At 44.9% G+C, this 14,722-nt stretch carries 14 protein-coding genes; all 14 read left to right on the forward strand.

The genetic code is table 11. The annotated features are described in order from the left end of the window. The first annotated feature begins 103 nt into the window (after positions 1 to 103). Positions 104 to 1,093 (forward strand): sulfonate ABC transporter substrate-binding protein, encoded by a 990-nt coding sequence (locus QNI08_RS21070; protein ID WP_285769316.1) that lies wholly within the window; start codon positions 104 to 106, stop codon positions 1,091 to 1,093. After that, the gene (ssuD, locus tag QNI08_RS21075; RefSeq protein ID WP_285769317.1) at positions 1,090 to 2,262 is read left to right on the forward strand and encodes an FMNH2-dependent alkanesulfonate monooxygenase; all 1,173 of its coding nucleotides are present in this window, start codon (positions 1,090 to 1,092) and stop codon (positions 2,260 to 2,262) included. The genes QNI08_RS21070 and ssuD overlap by 4 nt, the downstream gene beginning before the upstream one ends. Continuing rightward, a complete protein-coding gene (ssuC, locus tag QNI08_RS21080; RefSeq protein WP_285769341.1) occupies positions 2,231 to 3,010 on the forward strand; it encodes an aliphatic sulfonate ABC transporter permease SsuC in 780 nt (259 codons plus the stop codon). Before ssuD ends, ssuC begins: the two co-directional genes overlap by 32 nt. A 13-nt stretch (positions 3,011 to 3,023) precedes the next feature. Continuing rightward, positions 3,024 to 3,776: an ATP-binding cassette domain-containing protein gene (locus QNI08_RS21085; protein ID WP_285769342.1), complete on the forward strand. Its 753-nt coding sequence runs from the start codon at positions 3,024 to 3,026 to the stop codon at positions 3,774 to 3,776. Positions 3,777 to 3,951: 175 nt separating this feature from the next. After that, positions 3,952 to 4,590 (forward strand): 50S ribosomal protein L25/general stress protein Ctc, encoded by a 639-nt coding sequence (locus QNI08_RS21090; protein WP_285769318.1) that lies wholly within the window; start codon positions 3,952 to 3,954, stop codon positions 4,588 to 4,590. A gap of 249 nt (positions 4,591 to 4,839) precedes the next feature. After that, positions 4,840 to 5,400, forward strand: a complete 561-nt coding sequence (pth, locus tag QNI08_RS21095) for an aminoacyl-tRNA hydrolase (RefSeq protein ID WP_285769319.1) — start codon at positions 4,840 to 4,842, stop codon at positions 5,398 to 5,400. Positions 5,401 to 5,504: 104 nt separating this feature from the next. After that, on the forward strand, positions 5,505 to 5,735 hold the full coding sequence (fin, locus tag QNI08_RS21100; protein WP_285769320.1) for an anti-sigma-F factor Fin: 231 nt from the start codon (positions 5,505 to 5,507) through the stop codon (positions 5,733 to 5,735). 132 nt (positions 5,736 to 5,867) lie between these two features. Next, positions 5,868 to 9,404: a transcription-repair coupling factor gene (gene mfd / locus QNI08_RS21105; protein WP_285769321.1), complete on the forward strand. Its 3,537-nt coding sequence runs from the start codon at positions 5,868 to 5,870 to the stop codon at positions 9,402 to 9,404. A 191-nt stretch (positions 9,405 to 9,595) separates the two neighbouring features. Beyond that, positions 9,596 to 10,132 (forward strand): stage V sporulation protein T, encoded by a 537-nt coding sequence (spoVT, locus tag QNI08_RS21110; RefSeq protein ID WP_285769322.1) that lies wholly within the window; start codon positions 9,596 to 9,598, stop codon positions 10,130 to 10,132. A 200-nt stretch (positions 10,133 to 10,332) separates the two neighbouring features. Continuing rightward, a complete protein-coding gene (locus tag QNI08_RS21115; protein WP_285769323.1) occupies positions 10,333 to 11,940 on the forward strand; it encodes a putative polysaccharide biosynthesis protein in 1,608 nt (535 codons plus the stop codon). 6 nt (positions 11,941 to 11,946) lie between these two features. Next, positions 11,947 to 13,419, forward strand: coding sequence for a bifunctional methyltransferase/pyrophosphohydrolase YabN (yabN, locus tag QNI08_RS21120; RefSeq protein WP_285769324.1), 1,473 nt, complete (start codon positions 11,947 to 11,949; stop codon positions 13,417 to 13,419). A gap of 23 nt (positions 13,420 to 13,442) precedes the next feature. Beyond that, positions 13,443 to 13,706: an RNA-binding S4 domain-containing protein gene (locus QNI08_RS21125; protein ID WP_285769343.1), complete on the forward strand. Its 264-nt coding sequence runs from the start codon at positions 13,443 to 13,445 to the stop codon at positions 13,704 to 13,706. Between the two features lie 76 nt (positions 13,707 to 13,782). After that, a complete protein-coding gene (gene yabP, locus QNI08_RS21130) occupies positions 13,783 to 14,091 on the forward strand; it encodes a sporulation protein YabP (protein ID WP_285769325.1) in 309 nt (102 codons plus the stop codon). Then, positions 14,088 to 14,720 carry a spore cortex biosynthesis protein YabQ gene (gene yabQ, locus QNI08_RS21135; protein WP_285769326.1) on the forward strand — a complete coding sequence of 211 codons (633 nt, stop codon included), beginning with the start codon at positions 14,088 to 14,090 and terminating at the stop codon, positions 14,718 to 14,720. Before yabP ends, yabQ begins: the two co-directional genes overlap by 4 nt. Positions 14,721 to 14,722 lie beyond the last annotated feature (2 nt).

Consider the following 14,722-nt stretch of genomic DNA (forward strand, 5'->3'; position numbering starts at 1 on the left):
CTTTTACTTATCATTGGATATGAGGCATTTTTTGTGCTTTTTATCCGATGGTGAAGAAAAGGAGCTTTTTATTTTATAAATAGTTGGGAAGGGTGTGCACAGATTGATAAAAAAGCGAATATGGCTGCTGGCCATTCTTGGCGTCTTCATGCTGCTGGTAGGTGGATGCGGCCAGGAAAAAACAAGCTCCAAAACGACGGGTGCAAAAGAATCGGCTCAAACGATTCGAATCGGTTATCAGAAATTCGGGACATTAAATATTTTGAAATCGAAGGGAGAACTGGATACACGGTTGAAAGCTGCCGGATATACCGTCGATTGGACGGAATTCCCCGCAGGACCTCAATTGCTTGAAGCCTTGAATGTCGGCAGCATTGATTTTGGGCACACAGGGGAAGCGCCGCCTATTTTTGCCCAAGCAGCCAACGCACCGCTTGTCTATGTTGCCAATCAGCCGGCAAACCCTTCGGGGGAGGCGATAGTCGTGCAAAAGGATTCCTCCATAAAAAATGTGAAGGATCTAAAGGGCAAGAAGGTCGGCTTGAATAAAGGCTCCAATGTTCATTACCTATTGGTCAAGGCTTTGGAAGAGGCCGGCCTTACACTGGATGATATCAAACCTGTCTACTTACCCCCGGCCGATGCAAGGGCCGCGTTTGAAGGGAACCAAATTGATGCATGGGTAATATGGGATCCTTTTTTATCGGCAGCGGAATTGGAACTGGGAACGAAAACGATCCAGGATGGAGAAGGACTTGTCGCGAATCGTGAATTCTTTTTGGCTACCGAAACCTTTGCCGATAATGAAGAAGCTTTGAAGATCATTAAAGAAGAACTGGTAAAGGTAGATAAGTGGATCGAAGGAAACAGGAGCGATGTCGCTGAGTTTTTATCACCGGAAATAGGAATGAGTGTGGAGGCACTAGAAAATACATTAAAAAGAAAGAAATACGGACTTGAGGAGGTTTCGGATTCGGTGTTGGACGATCAACAGAAAATTGCCGATACATTTTTCAAGCTGAAATTAATCCCAAGCAAAATTGACGTGTTGGATGCATCCATTAAAAAGAATGAAGGGGGAAATGAAAAATGAAAGTTTTTTGGTTTTTGCCATCACATGGAGAAAGTCGCTATTTAGGAACGACAAAGGGCGGAAGGCCCATTACACTCAATTATTTGAAACAAATCGCACAGGCCGTCGATCAGTTAGGTTTTGAAGGAGCCTTGCTGCCGACTGGCCGGTCTTGTGAGGATGCCTGGGTAGTTGGTTCCTCATTGATTACCGCGACCGAACGGATGAAATTTTTAGTGGCGATACGTCCGGGGTTAATGTCGCCGACCTTGGCGGCACGGATGGCATCTAGCTTCGATAGGCTGTCTGACGGCCGGCTTTTGATCAATGTGGTAACAGGTGGAGATCCTGTAGAATTGGCGGGAGACGGTGTGTTTCTAGGTCATAAGGAACGCTATGAGCAAACCGATGAGTTTCTCGATATCTGGAGAAAGGAATTGTCTGGTGAAAGAGTGGACTTTGATGGGGAGCATTTAAAGGTCGAAGGGGGAAATATCCTGCTGCCTTCAGTGCAAAAGCCGTATCCTCCACTTTATTTCGGCGGATCATCGGAACCGGCCATCGATATTGCCGGAAAGCATATCGACGTGTACTTGACTTGGGGTGAGCCGCCAGAGCAAGTAGCCGAAAAAATTGAGAAGGTTCGTAAAAAGGCTGCCGAGTATGGCCGTGAAGTCAGGTTTGGCATAAGGATGCATATCATAGTACGGGAATCGGAGGCGGAAGCTTGGCAGGCGGCGGAGGAACTTATTAAATACGTGGATGATGAAATGATTGAAAATTCACAAAAAATATTCAAGCGTTTTGATTCAGTGGGTCAAAAGAGGATGTCACAACTTCATAACGGAAGCAGGGAGTCGCTTGAAATCAGCCCTAATTTATGGGCTGGTGTCGGTCTTGTGCGCGGAGGGGCCGGTACGGCACTTGTCGGAAGCGCCGAGAATGTTGCCGCCAGAATGAAGGAATATGAAGAAATCGGGATAGAATCATTTGTCTTGTCCGGTTACCCCCACCTAGAAGAAGCTTACCGGGTGTCGGAATTATTATTTCCTTTGCTTCCGATTGAACAGCGGCAGGAATCCATTTCAAAAGCGACGAGCCCATTCGGGGAGATACTGGCGAATGACCACTACCCTACAAAAGGAAGTGAAAGTGAAGATGCAGGAAAAGCTAAACAAAAAGCTCAATAGATCCCTTTTCGTTTCGTGGCTCGTTCCTCTTATCCTGTTGGTAATCTGGCAGTTGCTGTCCTTGTGGGGGGTTCTGTCGGAGCGGATATTGCCTGCCCCGACCGAGGTGCTTCAAGCAGGTGCTGCATTATTGAAAACGGGAGATCTGGCGGAATATATCGGCATCAGTGCAAAGCGGGCCTTCATCGGCTTTCTGATAGGAGGGATCATTGGTTTTGTGTTAGGGCTGTTAAATGGCATTTCGACCATTGCGGAAACATTATTCGACACCTCCTTGCAGATGCTGCGCAACATACCGCATTTAGCTTTAATACCGCTCGTGATTCTCTGGTTTGGGATAGAAGAAGAGGCGAAAATATTCCTTGTTGCCTTGGGTGTCCTCTTCCCTATTTACTTGAATACCTTCCATGGCGTGAAGTCGGTGGATAAAGGGTTGATAGAGGCGGCGAGGGTATATGGACTTCATGGTTTTTCCCTGTTCTGGAATGTGATTCTCCCCGCAGCCCTTCCCTCCATTTTGGTTGGTATCCGTTTCTCCCTTGGAATCATGTGGGTGACGTTGATTGTCGCAGAAACGATATCCGCCAATTCAGGGATTGGTTATATGGCAATGAATGCACGGGAATTCATGAGGATGGATATCGTTGTACTGAGCATTCTCTTATATGCCTTACTAGGGAAAATTTCGGATGTATTTGCCAAAATGGTTGAAAAAAGATGCTTGAAATGGCATCCATCATACCAATGAGGAGGCCTTTATGATGAAGAATGGAAATTCATTGGAGCTGCAGGGCATAACAAAGAGTTTTGTTGAACATGACGTATTGAAGGGTGTGGACCTTTCGTTTAAACAAGGGGAGTTTGTAGCGGTCGTCGGCAAGAGCGGATGCGGCAAGAGCACCTTGCTTCGTCTTGTCGCAGGTCTTGAAGATCCGACTGGCGGAAAGATTTTTGTAAATGGTAAGTCGTTGCATGGATTGAATAAGTCGTCACGTACGATGTTTCAGGATGGCAGGCTTTTCCCTTGGAAAAAAATCTTACAAAATGTCGGCGTCGGTTTAAAAGGGGATTGGAAGCGGGATGCGATGGAGTTATTGGAACAAGTGGGCCTTGCCAATCGAGCGCATGATTGGCCCTCCGTTTTATCAGGAGGACAAAAACAAAGGGTGGCCTTGGCAAGGGCATTGGTGAATCAACCTGATATACTGCTCCTTGATGAGCCGTTAGGGGCATTGGATGCCTTGACAAGGGTCGAAATGCAGCGTTTAATCGAAGAGCTTTGGAGGAAGAGGGGCTTAACTGCCTTGCTCGTTACACATGATGTCGAAGAAGCTGTTACCTTGGCAGACCGCGTCCTATTGATTGAGGAAGGCAAAGTTGTCATGAACAAGGAAATCAATCTGCCGAGACCGCGGCAAAAGGATAACATCCAATATGTGTCGATAGCGGCCCAAATCCTCAATAGAGTCATGCAAGTTGACGGTGCAATCGAGAATAAGGCGATACATGCTTAGAAGCGGAGAAAAAATGTACTGGTGACTTTTTAAGGGCGAGCCCTTTGTTAATCAGATGATTACATCCTGAACGGAAGCCTTCCGAATTTTACCTTTCATGTTTAATGCCCGGCCATTTAGGGAAATGTTAAGTATAGAGAAACTTGTAATTAAAAATTAGGAAGGCGGAGGATGTATGAGTAATTTATTAGCTGCAAAAGAACGTACGGATTTAAAACATTCCAATTTAAGGAACTTGCGTGAAAGCGGAGAAATTCCAGCTGTCGTATATGGCAACCAAAATGGCAGTACTGCGATATCGGTCAATAACATAGAGCTTCAAAAGACGCTTAAGGAAATAGGGCGCAACGGTATCATTTCCTTGGATCTGGAAGGAAAGAATTATAAGGTCATGCTCTCGGACTACCAAAAAGACCCGATCAAGAACTTCATCTATCATGCGGACTTTTTAATCGTTGATATGTCCGCCGAATTACAGGCCCAAGTCCGTATTAACCTTGTTGGTACTTCCAAAGGCGTGAAAGACGGCGGGGTCCTTCAGCAATCCCTTCATGAAGTTACGGTCACAGCCAAGCCGAATGACATTCCTGATGCCATTGACGTTGACGTTACGGAACTTCAGGTGGGCGATACCGTCTACATATCCGATATCCAATCTAATCAACAAGTTACAATCGATAACGATGGCGAAGAAGTGATTGCATCTGTTTTGGCTCCTCGTCAAGAAGAAGAAATCAATACAGGTGAACAGCAAGACGGCGGGATTCCCGAAAATGAAGAAGGAAGGGAAACCAAGCCCTCTTCAGAGTCATGATGCCGAGATTTAACAATTAAATCGTGATATAATAGGCGTAGCTCTTACAGGAGTTACGTCTTTTCAACCTTTGGACACACGAAATACATCGGGAATTAATTTCTTTAATTAGAAATATTTCCTAACTAGTTCTCCGGTCGCTTGCAAGTCCGCTTGAAATTGGGGTACTATTTTTTTAAGGTCCATGCATCTGGGAAGACTTCGTCCCAACGTAACTCCATAAATAACCGTAACGACGGAGTGTGAATCATGAAAATCATTGTAGGGTTAGGAAACCCAGGGAAACAATATGAAAAAACCCGGCATAACGTCGGTTTTGAACTGATAGATGAGTTATCCGGTAAATGGTCTATTCCCCTTGATCAGGCGAAGCATAAGGGAATCTATGGTGTAGGCATGGTTAAGGGAGAAAAAGTATTATTGCTGAAGCCCTTGACGTACATGAATTTATCAGGAGAATCCATTTCGGCGGTCATGCAATTTTTTAAGGTGGCCGTCGAAGATGTTGTCATCATCTATGATGACCTCGATTTACCTCCAGGTAAACTGCGGCTTCGCCAAAAGGGAAGCGCAGGCGGGCATAATGGAATCAAGTCGACGATTGCTCATTTGGGCACACAGGAATTCAATCGGATCAGAATCGGGATAGGTCGCCCGGTTGGCCGCATTCCAGTATCGGATTATGTGTTAGGACGGTTTACGCCTGAAGAATGGGATCATGTAGGGGCGACAATCGAAAAAAGTGCAGCTTCCTGTGAAGCCTGGTTGGAAAAACCATTTATACAAGTCATGAATGAATATAATCAATAAGCTATGAGTAATTATAAGTAAAGAATAATATCTTCCTGTTTCGCTGAATAAATTCCCGCTACTTTTGTACATACTAACACTATTACAAAATAGGGGGTTACGAAATGGCTCTCCATTATCGATGCCGACATTGCGGAACAAAGCTGGGCTCAATCGAGGCAAACTCACTGAGCACGGAGCAGTTAGGTTTTAATCAACTTACTGATGAAGAGCGGCAAGAGATGATCGTTTATGATTCCGAGGGAGATATGCACATTAAGGCAATATGTGAAGATTGTCATGAGTCGCTGCAAAGATACCCTGAATTATATGAAAACGATTATATTATTCATTAGCGGGAGAGGGCTTTGGACAAAATCCAAAGCATTTTTCCGTTTGTCCAATTTAAACCAACTTGGTCAAATGGGCCGAGTTTAAATACAAGCTTTCAATTGGTTTTCGCAAGTTATAGAGAGGGGGGAAAGAAAATGAATGGATTACAAAACTTGTTCTCCAAACAAGATGATGTTCATTCGTTAATAGCAGGTATCGATGAGGGGCTTAAAGAACAAATGGTCTCTGGTTTGACCGGTTCTTCGAGATCGCTATTGCTGGCTTCGGTATATGAAAAGACGAACAGGCCGATTTTATTGGTCACCCATAATTTATTGCAAGCACAAAAGTTCCAGGAGGACTTATCAAGTTTCATACCCGAGGAAGAATTATATATCTATCCTGCAAATGAATTGATTGCGGCTGATCTAAGTGTAGCCAGTCCTGAATTAAGGGCACAGCGTGTGGAGGCCTTGAATTTCTGGACTGAAGGAAGGAAAGGGATAGTCATCGCGCCGATTCCGGGGGTTCGCCGTGTGCTTCCTTCAAAGGATATTTGGAAGAGACATCAGCTTACGTTTAAGCTTGGTGAAGACATCGATCTCGAACCAACGCTGAACAAATTGATATCCATGGGATATAACCGGTCCGAAATGGTAGCGTCGCCCGGGGAATTCAGCATTCGGGGCGGTATCATCGATATATATCCGATCACCGAGCCTAACCCGATACGTATAGAATTATTCGATACGGAAATAGATTCAATCAGAACGTTCTCCAGTGAAGATCAGCGCTCGATAGAGAAACTCAACAAGGTGATGATCGGTCCGGTAAGCGAAGCATTGCTCGAGCCGGAGCATATCGATAGAATCATTACAAAGCTTGAAAGCGGTTTAAGTAAAAGCTTGAAGAAGCTTAAAGACGAGAAAGCGAAGGAGCAGCTGGTTCAAACGATTGGCTATGAGCTTGAGCAGCTGAAAATGGGGAATAAACCCGACCAAATCTTCAAATACTTAAGCTTGGCTTATGATAATCCAGCTAGTTTAATAGATTATTTACCTGTAAATGGGCTCGTGTTCCTGGATGAAATAAGTAGAATCCAAGAAATCAATGATTCCCTCGAAAAAGAAGAGGCTGATTGGTACACGGACCTTTTGAGCCAAGGGCAGATCATCCATGACGTGAAATTGGCGCATCCGATGCAGGAATTGATCATTAAATCCAGCAGGCCATTTGTGTACCTTTCCTTGTTTTTACGGCATGTACCGCACACGAATCCTCAGAATATCCTGAATTTTGCCAGTAAACAGATGCAGAATTTCCATGGGCAGATGAATGTGTTCAAATCTGAACTGGAACGGTGGAAAAAGGGGAAATATACAATCGTCATCCTAGGACAGGATGACGAACGGGTCAAAAAGCTGCATGCGGTTTTGGCCGATTATGATATAGAAGCTGCCGAGCTTTTCGATGCGAACAGCATCCTTCCGGGCAAAGTGCAGATTTTACAGGGCAGTCTGAATAGCGGATTTGAACTGCCTATGCAGAAATTCAGCATCATCACGGAAACGGAATTATTCAATAAGAAGTCCAAGAAATCGATACGGAGACAGAAACTATCGAATGCGGAGCGGATTAAGAGCTATTCCGAACTGAAAATCGGCGATTATGTGGTTCATGTCAACCACGGTATCGGCAAGTATTTAGGAATTGAAACGCTCACGATAAACGGTGTGCATAAAGATTACTTACATATTCGTTATCAAGCAGATGACAAATTGTATGTACCTGTTGACCAAATTGATCTTGTCCAAAAATATGTCGGTTCCGAAGGGAAAGAACCGAAGCTCTATAAGCTTGGCGGGACGGAGTGGAAGCGTGTCAAAAGCAAGGTTCAGTCATCCGTGGAGAACATCGCCGATGATTTGATCAAGCTGTACGCGGAACGGGAAGCGGCAAAAGGCTATGCCTTTTCCCCTGATGGTGATATGCAAAGGGAATTTGAAACTTCATTCGCCTATAACGAAACGGAAGACCAATTGCGTTCGATCGTTGAAATCAAAAAGGACATGGAGCGCGAAAGGCCGATGGACCGTCTATTATGCGGCGATGTTGGTTACGGCAAGACGGAGGTGGCGATCCGTGCCGCCTTTAAGGCCATTATGGACGGAAAGCAGGTTGCGTTTCTGGTGCCAACCACGATCCTCGCCCAGCAGCATTATGAAACACTAAGGGAACGTTTTCAAGATTACCCCATCTCGATAGGCCACATGAGCCGTTTCCGGACGAAAAAACAGCAAACGGAAACGATCAAAGGGCTGAAGGCCGGAACGGTGGATATAGTCGTCGGCACACACAGGATCTTATCCAAGGATATCGTCTATCGTGATTTGGGCCTGTTGATCATTGATGAAGAGCAGCGCTTTGGCGTCACCCATAAGGAAAAGATCAAGCGGCTAAAAACCAATGTCGATGTACTGACATTGACTGCGACCCCTATTCCAAGGACCCTTCACATGTCGATGCTCGGTGTGAGAGATTTATCCGTAATAGAAACACCGCCCGAGAACCGTTTTCCGATCCAAACGTATGTCATGGAATATAACGGCTCGTTGGTGACGGAAGCGATAGAAAGGGAGTTGGCGAGGGGCGGACAGGTTTATTTCCTTTACAATAGGGTAGAAGATATAGCAAGAAAAGCAGAAGAAATTTCCATGTTGGTGCCAGACGCCAGAGTCACTTATGCGCATGGGCAAATGACAGAGCAAGAACTGGAGGCTGTCATATTCGGCTTTTTAGAAGGTGAGTATGATGTGCTGGTAAGTACGACCATCATCGAGACGGGTGTCGATATCCCGAACGTTAACACTTTGATCGTGAATGAAGCTGATCGCATGGGCCTTTCACAGCTCTATCAGCTCCGCGGCCGTGTCGGTCGATCCAATCGGGTGGCTTATGCATTCTTCACTTACAGGAAAGATAAGGTCTTGACGGAAGTGGCAGAAAAACGGCTTCAATCCATTAAGGAATTCACCGAACTGGGTTCGGGATTCAAGATTGCGATGCGAGATTTATCGATCAGGGGAGCAGGAAACATCCTTGGAGCCCAACAGCATGGGTTCATCGATTCCGTCGGTTTTGATCTGTACTCGCAAATGCTTAAGGAGGCGGTCGATGCGAAACGCAATGATAAGCCTGCCGAAGAAAAGAATACCTTGGAGATCGACATTGAATTAGATGCGTATATCCCTGATGCCTATATAAAGGATGGACATCAGAAAATTGAAATGTATAAAAGGTTCAGAGGGATTGCTTCTCTTGAAGAAGTCGAAGAACTGCAAGATGAAATGCTCGATCGGTTCGGGGAGTATCCAGAGGAAGTCGCCTATCTATTCCAGATTGCCGAAATGAAGGTCTACGCTTTCAATGCCGGCATCGATAGCATTAAGCAATTGAAGCAGGAAATTAGCATCCTTATTAAGGAAAAGGTAAGCAGCGACGTGGATGGGCAAAAGGTGTTTGAGCTCGGCTCGAAATATGGACGGATGGTCGGCTTCGGCATGGATGGCAACCGGATGAAGCTGGTCTTGCATGTAAAAGGCGTCGAGCAAAGCAAATGGCTCAATATCCTATTTGATATCACCAAGGGCTTACAATATGTAAAAAAAGAGACACAAGCAACCAAAAACTAATCATGATTTGATGAACCTCTTTCAGAGAATCCTTTTAAGATACCATGGTAATTACATGCAATAAAAAGAAAAATTTTTTCAAAGTGCATAGAACTTACCATTAGAAAAATACTATGTACAATAGCTGGTGATGATTATGCTACACAAAGAGGATTTATCAAATCAATTAGATGAAAGTGAGGCAACATTTGATGAAAGCAACTGGTATCGTTCGCCGAATTGATGATTTAGGAAGAGTCGTCATCCCGAAGGAAATTCGAAGGACCCTCCGTATTCGTGAAGGGGATCCATTGGAAATCTTTGTCGACAGAGATGGTGAAGTAATCTTAAAGAAATATTCTCCCATTAGTGAGCTAGGCGATTTTGCAAGGGAGTATGCAGAAGCACTTTATGATAGCCTTGGAAACCCAGTTATGATATGTGATCGGGATACTTACATTGCAGTCGCAGGCGGCTCCAAAAAAGAATACTTAAATAAAAGCGTTAGTGAACTCGTCGAAAAAATCATGGAAGAAAGAAATCCAGTCTTGGAATCACCGAATGGACAAATTTCCTTCGTCGATTCAAATGATGAAGAGGTACAATCCTATACAGCAGCTCCAATCATTGCGAGCGGCGATCCGATCGGTGCTGTCGTGATTTTCTCGAAAGAAAGCACGATCGGTGAAGTGGAACAGAAATCCGTCGAAACAGCAGCAAGTTTCCTAGCCAGACAAATGGAACAGTAAGCTTGGACATGCCATTATATTTTTCAGAAGCAAAAAGGGCAGCAAACGCTGCCCTTTTTGCTTTCCGTGCAGGTGGAATGTAATCCTTCGCAAAGGGCCATGGGGAATGGAAAAACGTTTACAGTATGGACGCTAATGAAAAAAAACCTCCAAAATTATGCTATAATAACTACCACATATGAGTGAAAAGGGGAAAAAGAATGGCTGAAAAGCCTTATAGTACTTCAAACGAACTTTTTCGGGGTGCGTTGATTCTTAGCGCAGCGGCCATCATCGTAAAAGTTTTGAGTGCGGCCTACCGCATACCTTATCAAAATATTGCCGGTGACATCGGGTTTTATATCTATCAACAGGTATATCCCTTCTACGGTGTTGCTTTAACGTTATCGACAATTGGCTTCCCCGTCGTCATTTCCAAGCTGATTGCAGAACGGGAGTCTGCGAAGAATAACTTTGCGGTCAAGGATATACTCGTTTCTTCCTTCCTCGTCTTGAGCTCGATAGGAATCATCATGTTTGCTGCATTATTCCTTGGGGCCGATTGGATTGCCGGCATGATGGACGATCCAAAATTAAGCAGCCTGCTGAAAATCATTGCCTTCTCTTATTTATTGATGCCGGTTTCTTCCGTTTTGAGGGGCTATTTCCAAGGAATGAACGACATGTTCCCCACGGCAAGCTCTCAAGTTGCCGAACAATTCATCCGGGTGTTGACGATATTGGTGCTATCCACATTATTCGTGCATCAGGGCTACTCTCATTATGTGGTCGGCAAGGGAGCTGTTTTCGGTTCTGTTGCAGGTGGCATAACGGGGCTTGGCCTGCTCCTTGTTTTCATGATCCTGAAGGAAGAATGGCAGCTTTTTTTACGGATGGATTGGAAACCAGCCAATTTCATCAAAATAGCCAAATCCTTGTTATTTCAAGGGTTGGCATTTTGCATAACCGGCTTGATCCTCATCCTGTTTCAGTTTGTCGACTCACTGCACCTCTATTCTTTATTGAGGGAAACGGGAATGGGGGAAAATGAAGCCAAAGGATGGAAAGGGGTATATGACCGTGGGCAGCCCTTGCTTCAGCTAGGAACGGTTGCAGCCAATTCCTTTGCGTTGGCGCTTGTACCTGTCATATCCGCATTTCTCCAAAAGCGTGATGAGCATGAGTTACTCAATAAAATCAAATTGGCGCTGCGTGTAAGTGCGTCGCTTGGACTCGCGGCAGCCGTTGGCCTGGCAGTGATGATGGGTCCAGTCAACCATATGCTGTTCACGGATGCCAAAGGGACAATCGCTTTAGCCATTTTTTCGATATCAATTTTATTCACCTCCCTCATCATGACAACGGCAGCTGTGATTCAAAGCCTAGGCTATTCGGCTGCGCCAGTCATCATCACGATCATAGGAGTATGCTGTAAGTGGGCATTGAACCTCGTTTTGGTGCCCCGTTATGAAATTGCCGGGGCAGCCTCGGCGACGGTTTTGGCCTTTATGGTCATGTCTGCATCATTTTATGCGGTATTGAGAGCGCATATCAAAAAGCCATTGATGGAGAAGAGATACATATTCATTATCATGAAGAGTGCGGTCTACATGAGTACGGTGGTTCTGTTATTTAATGCTTCGTTTCACTTGTTGTCCTTAGGGGAGGGCCGGCTGCTTGCTACGGCCCAGGCGCTGATCGGTGTGGCGATAGGGGCAGCCGTTTTTGTCGGGACCGCTATACGTGCAGGGTTGTTTGAGGAAGAAGAGCTTTCGCTTATACCGTTAGTATCGAAGCTTAAACGATTCATTAAAACGAACAGGGGGTAAATATACATGAATGAGATAACGATAATCGGCCTTGGCGCAGGGGACTTGGACCAGCTACCGCTAGGGATCTATAAAAAATTGACACAAGCCGGACAATGCTTCTTAAGGACGATCGACCATCCGGTGATTGAGGACTTGAGTGCGGAGGGCATCCTGTTCACGGCTTTTGATTCAATATATGAGAAGCACGACCAATTCGAAGAGGTATATGAGGAAATTGCCGAAACATTATTACAAGAAGCGTTAAACCGTTCCATTTTATATGCGGTTCCTGGCCATCCGATGGTTGCGGAAAAAACGGTCCAGCTCCTGCTTGAAAAGGGACCTGCCCGTGGAGTGGCCATTAAGCTCGAGGGCGGACAAAGCTTCCTCGATCCCTTGTTCCAGGCTGTCCGGATCGATCCGATAGAAGGGTTTCAGCTTTTGGATGGCACCGCTCTTTCACCCAATGACCTGCATATCACCCAGCATATGATAATCGGGCAGGTATATGATGCATTCAGTGCTTCAAACGTGAAGCTTACCTTAATGGAGAAGCTTCCGGATGACTACGAGGTATTCATCGTCACAGCGGCAGGCAGCAGCCAGGAAAAAGTGACGAAATGTGCTCTTTTTGAACTCGACCGTCAACTGGAGTTAAGTAACTTGACGAGTGTATATGTTCCTCCTGTCAAAGAAGATGCGTTGCAATATCGGGAGTTTTTCAAGTTGCGGCAGGTGATTGCCCAACTTAGGGGACCTGATGGTTGTCCTTGGGATAAAAAACAAACGCATGAAAGCCTGAAGAAATACTTGATAGAAGAAGCTTACGAGCTTATCGATTCCATTGATGAGCAAGACGATGAGGGCATGATCGGCGAGCTAGGGGATGTCCTTCTGCAAGTGATGCTCCATTCGCAAATCGGTGAAGATGAGGGCATGTTCACGATAGAAGATGTGATTGAGGAAATTACGGCCAAAATGATCCGGCGCCATCCCCATGTATTTGGGGATGTGGAAGTGAATGGCGAGGAAGACGTATTGGTGAACTGGCAAAAAATCAAGGATAAAGAGAAAGGCAGCGAAAGGACGCTTCAGCCATCGATATTGGATGGAATCGAGAAATCTTTGCCAAACCTGCTTCGTGCCGAAGAGTACCAAAAAAGGGCTGCAAAGGTCGGCTTTGATTGGGACGAGGTTTCCGAGGCGTGGAAAAAGGTTATAGAGGAAGTGCAGGAATTAGAAGACGAGCTGGTATCACCGAATTGCGATGTTGAAAGGATTACATCAGAGCTGGGCGACCTCTTTTTTGCGCTTGTCAACATTTCACGTTATTATGACATACAAGCGGAAGAAGCAGTCTACAAAGCGAATCGGAAATTTCACCAGCGTTTTACATATATCGAACAATCGATCCTGAAGGCTGGCAAAAAGTTTGAGGAACATACTTTGGAAGAGCTTGATTCATACTGGGATGAGGCAAAGGCCAAAGGACTTTAATCAAGGGGGAAATAGGGATGTCAATGAGATTGGATAAATTCCTGAAAGTATCAAGACTGATCAAGCGCCGTACACTTGCGAAGGAAGTTGCGGACAAAGGAAGGATCACGATTAACGGGCAACAGGCAAAAGCGAGCTCGAATGTGAAGGATGGCGACGAATTGACTGTTCGTTTCGGTCAAAAGCTGGTGACGGTACGAGTCGAAAAAATCCAGGAAACGACGAAAAAAGAAGCGGCAGCGGACATGTATACGATCGTTAAGGAAGAAAAGCTGGCAGAGGAGTAAGGACAAGCTGTGTTCTATTTTCCTTCTTACACACATACACTTGTACAAAATCAGTGGTACTGTGAGGGATGAAAAAATGAGCCAATATATTGATCCGAATGCTGGTTACACAAAGGGAACGATCCAAGAGCATGATGTAACGATGAAAGGTCGCCGTTTACTGGAGATTACCGGTGTCAAGCAAGTGGAAAGCTTTGATAATGAAGAATTCCTGCTCGAAACATCAATGGGGTTCCTCTCGATACGGGGGCAAAACCTGCAAATGAAAAATTTGGATGTTGATAAAGGTATCGTCTCCATCAAAGGGAAGATTTTCGACCTTGTTTATCTGGATGAGCAATCAGGGGAGAAGGCTAAAGGCTTCTTTGGCAAATTATTCAAATGACCTTAACGACCCAATTTTATACGTTGCTAGCGATGATTGGCATGGGCAGTGGTTTTGGAGCTGCCCTGGATACGTATAGCCGGTTTCTCAAACGTTCAGAAAGGAAACGATGGATCGTGTTCATCCATGATTTCCTTTTCTGGATCATTCAAGGACTGCTTATCTTTTATGTTTTATTTTTAGTGAATGAAGGAGAGTTTCGCTTCTATTTATTTTTGGCCTTATTTTGCGGTTTCGCTGCGTATCAAGCGTTGTTCAAAGGGTTCTATCAGCGGTTGTTGGAGTTTTTGATACACCTGGTGATAAGGCTGGCAAGTTTTATCACCAATTCTGTTCACATGCTGATATTTCTTCCGATAAAATGGGTAATAGTATCCATACTGGCCATTATCGTGGGACTAGGCAAATTCGCCTTGGCATTATTGAGATGGGCAGGGAAAATCGTTCTCTTCATTTTAAATGTTTTTTGGAAGCCGATAAAATGGATTTTGACCTATATATGGAATTTATTGCCGGTTTTTGTTACGAAAAACGTCGGGAAGTTTTATAATAAAGGAAAAGGGATTTTATTGAAAATAAAGAACTCTATAGGTAGAACGCTAAGCCGATGGAGAAATAAAAAGAAATGATG

The organism is Peribacillus folii (genome assembly GCF_030271255.1).
Lineage (GTDB): Bacteria > Bacillota > Bacilli > Bacillales > DSM-1321 > Peribacillus.